Raw genomic sequence first — 14,892 nt, 5'->3', positions numbered from 1 at the left:
TTACCGAAGCAATGCGGCAAGTCACTCAACAAGATATTCGCAATTGGTTTGCTCATTGTTGCTACTGTACCTCATGAGTCCGGGAACCGCTATAAATCCTTTTGCCAATTACTCCGAGGTTTTCAAGTGCTCATTTTGAGCACTTGAAAAACGAGCACTCCCATGAAAGTGCTTATTGAGTTCATACCCGGTCCCTCGCAGGTAGCCAACTACCTCAAAGAAAGGGGCCATTTTTCCGTTTCCGTTCGCTGCTGGCTGACCGATCGCCTCGAAGGAAGGGGCCATTTTTTCACCCCGTGCGGTGCTGAGTAACTGATCGCCTTGAAGGAATGAGCCATCTTCTTCATCTGCAATAGGACTACTTTGGGGTTTGGGGCTAGTTGGGTGGGCTATCCAGTCTGGCGATCGATTCGTCAGAAGTTAACCGATCGCCTCAAATGGAGGGGCCGTTCTTTTGTTCTCAGTTGCTGCTGAGTGACTGATCGCTCCGAAGGAAGGGGCCATTCTTTTCTCTGGGAAATAGGACCGCTTTGTTTGGGAGCAGGACCAGTTCTGAGATGAGCGCGGTTTGGTTCGGTTGAGAGGAGTAGGTTCAGGCTCAGGGGATGGCAGGACCAAAGGACTGCCCATCTCTCAAGCGATCCGCTTGCTGCGGAATGACCGGTAAGCGCAGCTATGCCGTAGGCAATCGCCTGGAAAAAAGAAGCCATTTGCAAATAGAACCATTCCATTTTCGGTGGGCCCATAGAGCAAGAAGTGGACAGTTTTTGGGTGAGACGAGCTGTATGTCCTATTTTTGGGGGGATTTTTAGCGTTTTCTTCTGTATCTACTATCAGGCTACATTTTATCTGTCTGATGTGTAATAATGTAGATACCGTAACGTTTCCCATTTTGTCTATATAAAGGATCAAAGATAAAACATCCGCCAAATCGAGAATTATCCGGTAGGAAATTTCACCTCATTTAATTATGAAGATTTCATGATTTTGAACTTCCTTGCCAATTATTATGTTATGACCTAAGAAAAGATGGACAATGTTTAAACTAAATTGAAAGGCTGTGCGCCAATTCTCTCGCCTTATACGAGCATAACTGAGGAGTCTTAAACATCAAGGTGTCTGTCTCCAATGTAAAAAAACATAGCGGATTGCCTGGATTTAAATGTACCTTCATTTTTAACCACAGCACTATATTCCTAAACTCCCTAACCCTATGTCAGAAGTCACGACTCCAATAATCATTCCAGCAGGCGATATTCAGCCATTGGTTCCATTCACTCTCCCGGGTTCGGGGGGGATGGATATCCAAGATGTGGATACAGGTACCCCAGGCGATGGCACGGGAGGGGCTTCTCCAGTATCCTCCCCAGGCACTGTTCCAGCTAACGGGAACTCTGAGAATTTACCCAGACTTAGCCCCGAAGAGATCGCGCAACTGCAAGCTCGCTTTGGTGCTGCCGCCGTATTCCAAGGTCAGACAGGGTTTGACTTTATAATTGGCACTGCTAAGAATGACCTATTCATCACCACCCAACGAAATGAGGTGATTGGTGGCCTCTCCGGCAATGACACTGTATTCGCCGGGGAAGGTAATGATGTGATTGGTGGTGGGAACGATAACGACCTGCTCTACGGCAATCAAGGACAAGATACGATTCGGGGTGACGCAGGAGACGACACGGCCTATGGCGGTCAAGGCGACGATTGGATTGAAGGCGGTTTGGGTGCAGACTTGCTCTTTGGAGATAAAGGCAATGACACCGTATCCGGCCAAGAAGGCAATGACACCATCTATGGTGGCGAGGGCAACGATTCCTTGTCTGGCGGCAAAGATAACGATCTGATCTTCGGCAACCAAGGGGACGATACTATAGATGGTGGCTCCGGGGACGATACCCTCTATGGCGGTCAAGGCAATGACACAATGAATGGTGGGACCGGCAACGATATCTTGTTGGGCGATCGCGGCAACGATATTTTGACAGGTGGCGAAGGTGCTGATACGTTCCGCTTCGAGTATTTCCCACAAGAGGGCGAAGCAGTCGTGCCGGTTGCTAATGCCGAAAATGGTAATATCTTTGGTCTGGATACCATTACGGATTTTACCCCGGTGGAAGATAAAATTCAGTTGGATAGTCGAGTCTTTGAGCAGTTACAATTGGGTACTTTATCTCAAGCCGATTTTGCTAGGACGATGGCGTTTAATGCCAATGCCGAAGGGGCGAGTGAAGCCAAAATTATTTACGACCAAACTAGCGGGTTGGTGTACTACAATCCCAGCAGCAATCCGGGGGATGAAGTCCCATTGGTACAAATCGATCCGAATCTAGATCTCAATCCAGATAATTTTGAGATTTTCTAAATGGATCCGGTGCAGGAACCGAAAGAGGAAATAAAATTAGGGTGGACATTCATTATCTACCCTAATTGGTCTTATTTTTTGATGATGATAAACTGAGGGTGCAAAACCAATCGGAAAGTTATAACGATTTAGGAAATAAACTTTACCAGCAGGGGGATTTGCTAGGGGCGCAACGTTGCTATCTTGAGGCGATCGCCCAACAAGCGGATAACCCTCAATCTTACTACAATCTCGGAGTGGTACTCAACGCCCAAGGGAAATTAGAGAACGCACAAGAGAGTTATCAAACCGCGATCGCCCTCAAACCTGATTATCTTAAAGCTTATAGTAACCTCGGCTGCGTTCTGGTCAAGTTAAACAAAATCTCTGAAGCAATCGCGGTTTACCATCGGGCGATCGCCTTGGATCCCAATTGGGCAACGTTACAGAACAACCTCGGCCAAGGGTTACAAGCGCAAGGTAAACCCGGTGAAGCATTATCTGCCTACGCCAAGGCGATCGCATTGCAGCCTGACTGGGTTTTACCCTATTATAATGCCGGAAAAATTTGGCAGTATGAAGGTCAACAGGCGGAGGCGGTTCGTTATTTCCAACGCTGTATCGAACTCGAACCCAATCATCCCTCAGCTTATACTGACTGCGGCTATTCTTTGATGGGATCGGGTCAGCTAGAGGCCGCCATGAAGTGCTTTCAAAAGGCGATCGCCTTGCAACCGGCATTTGTCGAATCCTACTGCGATTGGGTGGAACGCAATTTAACGATTCCTGAGCGACCAGGCCCCCTTGACGAACGCGATCGCGCTCAAATCAGTTGTGCTGCATTTCTTAACGCACTGCAATTGAATCCCGATTCTCCCGAAGTTTATAGCCATATAGCCCAAACTTACCAGCATTGGGGAAATGTTTTATTCCAATATAAGGGATATGAAAAGGCGGAACGGTACTATCACCAATCGTTACAAATCAACCCGAAGAATTTAACGGTTTATGGGCAATTGAGTCATTGTTTAGCAAAACAAAACCGATTGGATGCAGCGGCAGTAGTCTCTGCGATAGCAACCCTGATGGAACCGCCTTTATCCCCGGATAAGATTAGCGCTGAACTTGATAAGAGAACCCCAGGGGAATCTTTGGATGGGGAAGGAATCGCGGTGAAGCGCCACATCCAACCGGATGGATTTTATCTCAATAGCCGAGACTGGATTGAGGCGGTAAAATTTGAGGGGAGTGATTATATTGCTATTCATCTAGGAAAAACTGGACCCGCAGTTACCCCTCCAAATGCTCTAAGCGATCCTTCAGAATGTGGCGGATTGAACTGTTCGCCTTGTCTGAATCGCATTTATCGGCAGTTGTCTCCGATTCTTAGGGGACATGATATCTATCATTTTGACAACCCCAATGGAAAGGCGATCGCCCAGGATTCACCGCCTCAATTTGTGGTGGTGGTCCCCCAGGGACGGGTGTGGATTGTGCCGCAAACCAATTCCTGGATGGTGTGCAATGCGATCGCCGTCGTGACTCCGGATAATTCTTTACTCGCTGACGTTTCCCGCCAGTATCCAGGTGCTTTACCCGGTTGCCAGAAACAGGATCCAACGGAACATCGGATTTTTGAGAGAAAAAACCTTCCCCCCTTAACTGAAATTGACGGGACGGTAGCGGTGTTAGCGGGACTTTCTGGAAACGTCTATTTTCATTGGTTGGTGGATATCCTGCCTCGCCTAGAAATATTACGACAAGCTGGGATAAATTGGGAAGAAATTGATTATTTTTTAGTCAATAGTATCCGTGAACCGTTTCAGCGAGAAACCCTGGCACGGTTGGGGATTCCCGAAGCGAAGATTATCGAAAGCGATCGCTATCCCCACATCAGCGCCACCCGACTCATTGTTCCTTCGTTTCCCGGACATTTGGGATGGTTAGAACCTTGGGCGTTAAACTTTCTGAGGGAGGCATTCCTCAACTCGGTTCCTACCTCGGATTGCGATCACCCCGAACGAATTTACATCCGTCGCTCCACTGCACGCAATCGCCGGTTAATCAATGAAGAAGAAGTTATCAAGTTTCTAGCTCAATTTGGCTTTGAACCCATTGAACCCGAATCGTTATCTTTTGCCGAACAGATGGTGGTATTTTCTCAGGCTAAAATAATAGTCGCTCCACATGGTAGTGGATTGACAAATTTAGTATTTTGCGCTTCCGGAACTCAGGCGATCGAACTGGTTTCCCCCCACTACGTTAGACCCTATTATGCCGTTATCTGTCAACTCCGGGGATTGTCACATTATGCCTTAATGGGGGAGGCGTTTGCCTGCTATCCCATTCGAGAGGTGATGTACCAAAACTCCCTAGCTGAAGATATTCAAATTAGTGTAGAGCGATTGCACGCACTGCTCAAACTTGCTGGTATAATAGAATCGAATTTCTCTGGAGCGGTATCCCCCACTATGCAAGCCACTTTCAACTCGGAAACGGCGGCAGAACAGTTGAATCAACAAGCCGAACTGTATTTAGCCCAAGGAAAGTTAAATGAGGCTGAATCAGTCTGCCTGAAAGCTATACAGATTCAACCTAATTCAGCCGACAGCTACAAAAATTTAGGGACCGTCTTTCAGAGGAAAGGAAAAATAAAAGAGGCGCAACAGAGTTATTTAAAAGCCATAAAAATTCAACCCAATTTTGCCGTAGCTTATGCAAATTTGGGCAGTCTTTACGGGCAGCAGCGCCAGTGGGAGGCGGCAATTGCTAGTTATCAGCGAGCGATTAACATAAATCCGAAGTTTGCAGGAGCGTATCGGAATTTAGCCAAGGTTTGGACGCAGTTAAAAAAACCAGCAGAAGCGGCAGATTGTTGGTATTTGGCCTGGAGTTTAGAATCGGAGAAGTTCTCGGCGGTTGAATGTGTGAATTTGGGTAATGCCCTGGTGCAACAGCGGGAGATGACCCGCGCCATTGGCTGTTACCGATATGCGCTTGAGTTAAACCCGAATTTAGTTGGTATTTATCACAATTTAGAAGAAGCGTTGAAGCGACAGGGCAAGGTAGAGGAAGCGGCAATTTATGGAAGAAAAGCGGTCGAATTAGGAATGAAGAGCGGGGAATTCCGGCAGGATGCCAGCCAAAGAAATGGGCAGAAAATGGGAAGTGATGCCTGGGGTGAAGATGCTGAGGCATTGGTGCATTTAGGGGAATATTATTATCAGAAGGGGAAATTCTCAGAGGCGATCGCAGCGGTTGAGAAGGCCGTATCGCTGCAACCGAATCTAGCACTGGCTTATAAAATACTGGGAAATGCGAGATTAGCGCTCAGACAGTTAGAAGCTGCACAGCAGTGTTATTTGAAAGCCCTAGAAATTCAGCCGGATTTTGCAGAAGTCTATGGCAATCTGGGGACTGTACTGGCGCAACAGCAAAATTGGGAACAGGCAATTTTAGCTTATCAGAAGGCGCTAGAACTGCAACCCACTTTTGCCGGGGCTTATCGGAATTTGGCGAAGGTGTTAGAACAAGTGGGGAAAGCGCAAGATGCGGCAATTTGCCGATATCGGGCATTGAGTTTAGAACCCCTGGGGATGACGGCAGAAGACTGTCTGAAGTTGGGGAATAGTCTGATTGGACAAGGGAAATCAGAAGAGGCGATCGCCTGTTATCAACGGGCAGTGGAGTTAAATCCGCAGCTATCCCCCGCTTATCATAATTTGGGGGAAATTTTCAGTAATCAACAGCAGTGGGAAGCAGCGGTAACGGCGTACCGACAGGCGATTGCGGTGAAAGCCGAGAATGGGCGATCGCACTATGGATTGGCGAAGGCGTTGGTAGAATTGGAACGCTGGGAGGAAGCTGCGACTGCTTATCGGCAAGCAATTCAGTTGAACGTCACTTCGACAGAAATCTATCATCAACTTGGGGATGCACTCCAAAAACTGCAACGGTGGGAGGAAGCGGCGACTGCTTATCGGCAGGCGATCGCGTTAAATGGAGATAATTTTTGGTCCCATAATAATTTAGGGGATGCCCTGACGAAACTGCAACAATGGGAGGAAGCAGTTGTCGCATATCGTCGGGCGATCGCCTTAAATCCCGAGTTCCCCTGGTCTTATTACAATTTAGGGGATGTACTGATAAAATTGCAACGGTGGGAAGAATCTGTCAGTGTGTATCGTTGCGCGGTAGAACTTAACCCCCAACTACCAGGAATTGAAAAGAAATTAGCACGTGCTTTCCGAGAACGAGCAAGATTAGATTTAGATGTAGCCGCTAACTGGGATCGTCTGGCGATTACAGCCAATCCGGATGAAGTAGAGGCCGAGCTTCAGTTCCTAGACATTAAACTGCATACCCCAGGGTGCTACTTAGAATTGGGTAAGAGGTTGGTGGAACACAATCGCTTAGATGAGGCAATTTCAATTTATAAAGGGGCTATAGACGTATCTCCCAATGACCCAGAAATCTACTTTCAATTAGGTAAGGCTTTCGCTCAGAAAAAAGACCCGGAAAGAGCCTTGGCTGCCTACCGCCGCGCTGTTGAGGTTGATCCCAAGCATTATTGGTCTCATCACCATATCGCCGAATTTTTAGCAGAAAAAGGTAAGTTGAACGAAGCGATTGACAGCTACTCTCGTGCCATTGAAACCAATCCTTCTCCTTCATTCTGGCATTATCATAACTTAGCTCAAGTTCAAGTCCGTAAAGGGGAACTGGAACAAGCCATTGCCTCCTACCGCAAGGCAATTGAGGTCAACCCAGACTACTCTTGGTCTTACAGGAATTTGGGCGATATTCTAGCCACGCAAGGTAAAACTGACGAAGCCACAGTCTGTTATCGCCGTGCCATTAAACTTAAACCGAGAATTTTCTAACTATAGAGAGAACCCCTTGTATGTCAGACTTCCTCGCTCGCAAAATTAATCATTACAAAAAAGCCTTACTCATTAAGCCAAATAACGCTGAAGTTTACAGCCAGTTAGCCGAATATTATTACAACCGGGGTCAATTCCAGGAGTCAGCCACAGCTTGTGAAACAGCGCTCAAGATTCAACCGAATTTGGTAAGTGCCTCAAAAACCTTAGGGCTTGTATTGCAAGAGCAAGGACAAGTCGATGCTGCTTTTGAACTGTACAATAGCCTAGGCGATCGCTTGGTCAAAGAAGGAAATCTAGAAGAGGCAATCCCTGCCTACCGCTGTGCCATTGATCTGAAACCTGACGCCTATAAGGTTTACTATAAGTTGGGGGAAATTTGGGAAAACAGAGAACAGTGGGAGGATGCTATTTATTTGTACCTCAACTGTCTGTATTGGTATGAAAATTTAAAGGATGCAAAACCGCTATTTCGTGAAGCCTATCAAAAAGTTTTGTTGGATAAAAATCCTCTTTATCCCCTCCAAAAATTAATTTTTGTCTACCGGAAGATAATTAAAGAAAAACCGGATTTTTCTCTAGCTTACGTTGGTTTGGGAGACCTGTTGACTCAACAAGGAAAAATAGAAGAGGCGATTTTTTGTTACAAAACTGCTAGTTATAATAAACTCCTCAGTTCTCACCCAGGCTTGGCTAAAATCGATTGCCATCCTCAAAACCAAAGCGACCCCAACTTTTTAATTGTGGGTATTGGAAAAGGAGGGACAAGTTCTCTGTATTATTACCTAACACAGAATCCTAGGATTTTGCCCGCTCTTAGAAAAGAAATTCGTTTTTTCGATGAAAATTTTGAGAAGGGATTAGGTTGGTATTTATCTCATTTTCCCCCTATCCCCAAAACATCTACTTTTTTGACTGGAGAAGCAACTCCTTGGTATTTTGTTACGGGTGACGTAGAGAAAAAAATAGCTAGTATTTTTCCTAAAATTAAGTTAATTCTGGTCTTAAGAAATCCCCTATTTCGTTCTTTTTCTCATTTTCAAATGGATTTCAAAAATGGAATAGAAAAAAGGTCTTTTACCGAAGCAATTACCTCTGAAATTGAAGCCATTAGAAATCTTGCCGATCCTTCTCAATCCGACTTCAATTATTGGCAGTCAGAAAAAGGTTATTTATTATTTAGCTTATATGTTTACTTTTTAGAAAAATGGATGGCTGTATTTCCCAGAGAACAATTTTTAATTTTACAAAGTGAAGATTTTTATGCCAATCCCGCTGCTACCCTAACTCAGGTTTTTGAGTTTTTGGGTGTGCCGGATTATGCCCTGCCAGAGTATCCGAATTACAATCCTGGGGCTTATAATCCGATCGATGACAATCTGCGGCAGAGGTTAGCCGATTTTTTCCGCCCGCATAATCAGAAGTTAGAGGAATATCTCGGGATGACATTTAACTGGGATTAATTTATTTTTTACTGCAAGGCTTTATCGGACAGGGGTTTGCTGCTGCACTTGTTCCAGTTGCGCTTTCACACGCTCTATTTCAGCTTGCGCCTCTTGCAGTTGAGATTGTATGCTATCGAGTTCGTCTTGGGTTTGCAGCGCAGTTTGCATCCAAGCTTGGGATTGGGAGGCTAGCGCCTGGTATCGATTTTTCTCTTGCTGAATTTGCCAGATTTGGCCTTGCTTTTGTGTTTCTGATTGCCAAAGTTGCTCAACACAGGTGAGGAGGAGATGGAGTTGGCGCTGAGTCCACCGACAAGCCTCGATTTGAGACAAATATTGACGCAAATAGTACCGCTCTTTTGGGAATTTTTCTGGGTTAATACTGAGCGCAACGGGGGAGTCAGAGAGGTAGAGAGGATAGGGATAGTAGGCAATCTCTTTCCCCGTAGCGATCGCAGCCCCTAAAATATGCCAATTTAACGCTAGTAAATCCCTCACCTCAGAATACCGGAACTCCCGCAGCAACTCCACCGTAAATAGAGCGCACAAATCCCGATTGTAGTTAAATTCCAGTAACTTGAGTAAAGAGCTATCATTCAAGTTGATCACTTCAAAATTGTGGTCCAGCTTCATGTCTGGACAAACCACAGCTACAGAATCTGATTCACAAGCCGCTGTGACAAATTTTTCTACCATAAGAGGCAGCGCGATACCATCGCTGGAAAACTGTAAGAAATATTCTCCCGTCGCCAGTTCTACCAATCGATTATAAGCCGCTCCCAAACTCTGATTTACATTCCACTCGATAAACTGATAGCTGGAAAACTGTACCTTAGCGCGAGTGATTGCCTCTGGTATGGGTTTTCCTGCTGAATTTTTGTACAAAACAATAACTTCTAGATTTTGATAAGTTTGTCCCGCCAAACTTTCCAGACAATCCAAAACTTTCCCCGCGTCTGCTAAACAAGTCACGCCTATGGTTACGCGGGGAGTTTTTGATTCTTTGGGAGCTGATTTGAGAAATGCTTCGGTCATATATTCAAGCCTCTGGTTAAGTAATTTTTGATTCACTGTCCCCAAAAACGCCCGTTCAGGAATCACCGGCATTTCCGGAGGTACTGAGATGACTTCACTGATGAAGGTAGCCAGGGAGATGACGTTTCCTGGCTCAAACCAGCGCACGCCATCGGTTCTTGAAAGTAAGTTTAAGGTTTCTTGAAATCCTCCTGTATCGGAGACTATTAACCTAACGGTTAACTGTCCCATTTCTAAAGCGGTATTGGGAAAGTTTTCTTGGAGACTGCAAAGGCAGACTACGGGCATGGGTAGCTGCCTGACTAACTCAATTGCCTCTAAACTCGATAGGTTGGGTAAAATCTGATAAGAAATTTTTCCCTTCAAAGCCCCATCAATATACTGCTGGCTATCCAAGCCTTTAAGCTGCGTAGATTCCAATTGGACGATTTTACCCAGAAAAATAATTTCCAGTTTCTCAGAAATATTGGGGCTAAGGGACTGGATTGCTTCCACAAAAGTACAGAGTCCTTTTCTTTCCTCTAAACGACCGAAAAATACCAGAGGTATTTTTTGGGGATCCTGTAGGGGCGAGTCTATGAGCGCCCCTACATCGCGCAATGATTTGCGAATCGTCCTTACATCATATTTTTGAGCGGCTAAATTTACAATCGGAATAAAATAAGGCAAATGAACCGCCTGGGATGTTTTCCAGCCATAACTTTCTACCTTAGACTTGAGAAAATGAGAGGGAAAATAAGTAACATCAGCATTTTCATAAGAATATTGCTCATAATAATACGCTTGCCAAAACCAATGGGGATGATCCACTGCATATCGATGATTGGTTTCTCGCAACCATTCAAACCCACCATGATCGGTAACTCCAATCAGACAACGATTAGGCACAACCCCGGATTTTTTTGCCTGAATGGTGCGATACCCGAATCCCCAAATTGCCGGAAATTCCACATAAACCACTGCCTCTGGGAAACTAGCTAAAATAGCCTGAGTAAAGAACAAACAGCAAAAACTTTCATAGTCAAACCATTGGGCGATCGTCTGTTCCTGAATTTCGGCTAAAATAGCGCGGTGAATCGGCTGAAGATTTAACACCTTGTCCACTTCGACCGTAGAAAAAATATGCTGAAGATTGGGTACTTGAGATTTTCCCCCAAACTCGGTGTCATTCTGGCACAGTAACAGGATAATAGACCAACCATCGGCGGCTAAATGTTGGCTTAATGCCTGATAATAAGTGCCAATGCCACCATTGTAATAAAATCCCTCAAATTCGCTAGTGGCTAGAATGGCTACTTTTTGAACAGAAGCATTGAATAGTTCTTGCAATTGAGGTTGAAAATGGACTTGAGAATGGTCAGGGGACAGGATATGGTCGAGTAAATTTTTCATAAGGGAACGAGGAAACAGTTTGATTTGTAGTAGGGTGGGCAAAATTTTGCCCACCCTACTTGTGGAGTCGGCTTACGCATTACCTATATATATTGTAGGGGTTATTCGCGAATCACCCCTACATGGTTCTCCGGGATATCTCTTCTGCCGCAAGAGGAATTTCGCCAACATCGCCAAACATTTCTCTAGCTTTAATCAATTCCTGTTTAGCTTGGTCTATATCTCCTAAATAAATAAAAGCCATCACTTTAGCCGCCGCAATATTCGGACGTAATTTATCGTGACAAATTTGCAACGAGTATGCAAACGCCTGATGCACATCTTCCGTAGAAAATATACTAAATGGCGGATCCAACTTTAAAATTAAAGTATCGTTGGGTAAGGGCTTAACATATTGAAACACTGCCGCTTGGTAGAGATTACAATGGTGTTTAAAGTGGGGTCTCAGTTTGTCAATTAATAGATGTATCCAAGCCGTGGCATAATGAGCGAAATCATTATAATGAACGAGTGATACGCCGGGAATTAAATCACAGTAAAAATTCAAAAAAATGTTTTTGGTGAGTTCCCAGCTTTTCATCGCATCCACAAATAAATATTCGATCGCCCCACCGTTCCAACCAATCTCCGTCACATCTCCCGGATAAACTTTTATCGAGGGACTCCAGGGGCTAATTCTGCGAGTAAATTCATCCAAAAAGCTATCTCCCGGTTGATATTGACCTTCCCAGGAAGTCCCTTTCACCGTTTGTTCCATATATGGATGCCAAGTAAATAAGTCGTAAGCGTGAATCCGTTTGTATTTCAGAGCAACCCGACGATTTATTTCTACTCCTTTCGCCAGAGAAATGGTCGCCGACCCTAACCAACATCCTAAATCAATGATTTCCCCTTGACCGGAATAAATATTTTGGCCATAATCTTGCAAGAAAATCTGCTCTTGATCTGAGGTCATCCCTAATAGCCGAGAATATGATTCTGGGCTAGATAGCTGCTGTTTAGTGACAGTTCCTTGAGTAAAAGCTTGTTTCATATACTCTAGCCGTTGGTTCAACAAAGATTGATTCACTGCTGCCAAAAACTCTGGTTTAGCAACAACGGGAATTTCAGGATAAACCTCGATCGCATTAGCAATTTCTGCTGCCAGAGATTGGGAGTTTCCCGGTTCAAACCATCGCACCTTATCCGATCGCCCAATTAAGTTTAAGGTTTCTCGAAAGCCTCCGGTATCTGAGACAACCAAACTCACGGGTAATTGTCCCATTTCTAAGGCACTGTTGGGAAAGTTTTCTTGGGGACTGGTCAGGCAAACAATCGCCGGTGCTAATTCTTGCACCAGGGAGATCGCTTCCTGGCTAAACAAGTCCGAGATGATGGTATAATTAAATTTATTATTGAGTTTCCGCTCGATATAGTGTTGACTGTCCTGTTGCTCGGTTTCCGGGGCATGAAGGGAGACAGTTTTCCCTAAAAATAACAGGTAAAGTTGCTGGCTAATTTCCTCATAGGCAAATTGCTGGGTAATATGCGCGATCGCCTCCAAAAACGTCAGCAGTCCTTTCCGTTCTTCCAAGCGACCAAAAAAGACGATCGGGATTTGTTGCCGTTTAAGATTCAGACCAACCCGGTCTAACATCGGTCGTTTTTTATCCAAAGCGGGTACAATCGGGAAACAGTAGGGCAAATGAATCGCATGAGTCATATTCCAGCCATAACTTTTCACTTTTTCCGCCATAAACCAAGACAGGAAAAAAGCTAAATCGGCCTTTTCACAGCAATACTGCTCGTAACCATAGACATTTTTAAACCAATTCCATCCTGGATATAAACTATATTTTTCATGGGCTTCATTTAACCACTCTTGACCGCTGTGCAGGGTCACGGCTGTCACGCAATGTTGCCCCAAAAGACCCGCACGTTTCGCTTGAATTGTCCGATATCCCAGTCCGCACAAATCGGGAAATTCCACATAAATAGGAGACTGACGAAAATGAGCGGCGATCGCCTGCACAAAAAACAGAATTCGATAACTTTCTGACTCCACCCATTCCCATTGCTGAAACTCCGATAAAATCCCTTGGTGAATTCCCTGTAATTGCAAAACCTTTTCCGCTTCATGGGTAGAAAAAATATGCTGAACCGGGGCAACCGACGATTCTCCCTGAAACTCTTTTTCCGTTTGACAGAGAATTAAAATAATATATAGACCTTGACTGGATAATTTTTCGCTTAAGGTTTTATAATAAGTGCCAATGCCCCCATTTTTGAAAATACCTTCATATTCCGAAGTCACCAAAATCGCTACATTTTCCGGGGCTGGTGATAATTTTTCCTCGAAGGTTGCTTGAAAGCGGACAGTAAACTCCTTCTCCCAATCGTTTGCCAAAATGTTTGTTTTCGCGAGCAATTTGTGCTGATTCATTTTTTATTTTATTAGCGTAGTCCGGTAATGCGGTAGTCATTCGGTAGGCTGGGTCTTGGTACTCCATTGATTAATCTAATCAGAGATTTTAATATCAATGACAAAATTTATCAAAAAATCTGGCTGTCCGGGTAAACGAAACCTTACTGGGACGGTTGCTTTTCCATCAATTAATCTTCCGTAAATCATTTCACAATCCTCTCACTAGACCCACCAAAGCCAATCGCCACATCATACCCAATTCGTATCGTAAACAATCTGGCATTAGGTTTTTTTGCTTAAATTTTAAGGCTGTCTCCACGCCATTTTTATCAGTTCCATATTCCCCACTTTCCGCATCAATTACAATCATTTTGCCAATATTTTCCCGCGACTCAACTTTTTGGCGAATGCCATTTTCGTAAAATTGCTTGGCTCTTTGCGCCACTTCTTCCACCGTCCAAAAAATAGCTTGTGTCATCATTATTATCCCTGTTTTTTAGTCTTTAAAGATGATTAATCAATTGTTCGACTTCATGAGTAGCAAATCTGGCAATCCCTGGCATCAAGCAATACTAGCATCATTTTAAAACCGATAGCGAATGTGTTTTCATTGGCACGAAAACTTAATTATTAATTCTATCGCATATAGCGCGTCTTGCACGGAATCCCTCGCCTGATGGACCCTCTCCTGGTGGGCCGCCAACGAGAACGGGGCCGCCATCGTCCATGCGCTTTCCTGATCTTAGACTCGCTATATTTGCAATAGCGTTCGTAACGCACCGAAGACAACCCAGTATTTTTATAGGCTATCTCCTCCCAAAATAACTTGACGATCGCCCCATGACAAAAATCATTTATATTATTCGTTATTCGTTATTCGTTATTCGTTATTTATCCTCCCCCTCCACACTCTCCCACACATCCGACACTCCTCCACACTCCCCACACTTTATAATCGCCTGCGAATAATCTCTGCCAATCGAGCTTGGTGTTGCTCGGATTTAATCTGATTCAATTCTGTGGTTTTTTCGGACAATTCAGCTTGAGACTCTTCTAAAAGAGCTTGCATTTGCTGCCGTTGTCGTTCAGATATTTGTAATTGGGATTGGGTTTGTTGTAGCTGTTGTTGAGACTGTTGTATTTCGGTCTGAATGTGCTGTTGTTGCAACTTTAATTGCGCGAATTTTGCCTGGGTTTGCTGTAATTGTGTGCCATCACGCTCTAATTCAGTTTGGGTTTGTTGCAATTGGGTTTGAGTTGTTTGCAATTGTTTTCGGAGATGTTCGAGTTCGGTTTGAGTCTGGGAATAGTCTTCTTTTAAGGTGGCTAATTCGGTAGTTTTTTGGTGCAGTTGTTCGTTAGATGCACTTAACTCCCGTTGCAGTTGACTGC

At 44.5% G+C, this 14,892-nt stretch carries 7 protein-coding genes and 1 pseudogene; 3 read left to right on the top strand and 5 right to left on the bottom strand.

Features of this window, described 5'->3' with window-relative positions; genetic code table 11:
* Nucleotides 1-108 precede the first annotated feature (108 nt).
* Nucleotides 109-285 carry a hypothetical protein gene (locus tag NG792_RS19480; protein ID WP_261236498.1) on the bottom strand — a complete coding sequence of 59 codons (177 nt, stop codon included), beginning with the start codon at nucleotides 283-285 and terminating at the stop codon, nucleotides 109-111.
* 928 nt (nucleotides 286-1,213) lie between these two features.
* Here NG792_RS19480 and NG792_RS19475 point away from each other — a divergent pair.
* The 3 genes from NG792_RS19475 (at nucleotide 1,214) to NG792_RS19465 (ending at nucleotide 8,687) form a co-directional block, all read left to right on the top strand.
* Complete coding sequence (locus NG792_RS19475; protein WP_261236497.1) at nucleotides 1,214-2,362, top strand: calcium-binding protein; 1,149 nt, start codon at nucleotides 1,214-1,216, stop codon at nucleotides 2,360-2,362.
* Between the two features lie 98 nt (nucleotides 2,363-2,460).
* A complete protein-coding gene (locus NG792_RS19470) occupies nucleotides 2,461-7,224 on the top strand; it encodes a tetratricopeptide repeat protein (RefSeq protein WP_261236496.1) in 4,764 nt (1,587 codons plus the stop codon).
* Between the two features lie 20 nt (nucleotides 7,225-7,244).
* The gene (locus NG792_RS19465; RefSeq protein WP_261236495.1) at nucleotides 7,245-8,687 is read left to right on the top strand and encodes a tetratricopeptide repeat-containing sulfotransferase family protein; all 1,443 of its coding nucleotides are present in this window, start codon (nucleotides 7,245-7,247) and stop codon (nucleotides 8,685-8,687) included.
* 21 nt (nucleotides 8,688-8,708) lie between these two features.
* Here NG792_RS19465 and NG792_RS19460 read toward each other — a convergent pair whose 3' ends face one another.
* From NG792_RS19460 to NG792_RS19445, 4 genes and pseudogenes are all read right to left on the bottom strand, one after another.
* Nucleotides 8,709-11,096: a glycosyltransferase gene (locus NG792_RS19460; RefSeq protein WP_261236494.1), complete on the bottom strand. Its 2,388-nt coding sequence runs from the start codon at nucleotides 11,094-11,096 to the stop codon at nucleotides 8,709-8,711.
* A gap of 118 nt (nucleotides 11,097-11,214) precedes the next feature.
* Entirely contained in the window at nucleotides 11,215-13,518 is a 2,304-nt protein-coding gene (locus NG792_RS19455; protein ID WP_261236493.1) for a glycosyltransferase family 4 protein, read from the bottom strand.
* 190 nt (nucleotides 13,519-13,708) lie between these two features.
* Nucleotides 13,709-13,981 (bottom strand): hypothetical protein, encoded by a 273-nt coding sequence (locus tag NG792_RS19450; protein WP_317619517.1) that lies wholly within the window; start codon nucleotides 13,979-13,981, stop codon nucleotides 13,709-13,711.
* Between the two features lie 468 nt (nucleotides 13,982-14,449).
* Nucleotides 14,450-14,892, bottom strand: a pseudogene (locus tag NG792_RS19445) (phytanoyl-CoA dioxygenase family protein); the annotation flags it as partial.

Origin of the sequence: Laspinema olomoucense D3b, assembly GCF_025370785.1 — a bacterium.
Taxonomy (GTDB): Bacteria; Cyanobacteriota; Cyanobacteriia; order Cyanobacteriales; family Laspinemataceae; genus Laspinema; species Laspinema olomoucense.
This window is presented reverse-complemented; position numbering and strand designations above follow the sequence as displayed.

Bases quoted from the DNA above. Each gene is read 5' to 3' on its own strand.
- NG792_RS19480 (WP_261236498.1), bottom strand. From the start codon at position 285: ATGGCCCCTTCCTTCGAGGCGATCGGTCAGCCAGCAGCGAACGGAAAC.
- NG792_RS19475 (WP_261236497.1), top strand. From the start codon at position 1,214: ATGTCAGAAGTCACGACTCCAATAATCATTCCAGCAGGCGATATTCAG.
- NG792_RS19465 (WP_261236495.1), top strand. From the start codon at position 7,245: ATGTCAGACTTCCTCGCTCGCAAAATTAATCATTACAAAAAAGCCTTA.
- NG792_RS19460 (WP_261236494.1), bottom strand. From the start codon at position 11,096: ATGAAAAATTTACTCGACCATATCCTGTCCCCTGACCATTCTCAAGTC.
- NG792_RS19455 (WP_261236493.1), bottom strand. From the start codon at position 13,518: ATGAATCAGCACAAATTGCTCGCGAAAACAAACATTTTGGCAAACGAT.
- NG792_RS19450 (WP_317619517.1), bottom strand. From the start codon at position 13,981: ATGATGACACAAGCTATTTTTTGGACGGTGGAAGAAGTGGCGCAAAGA.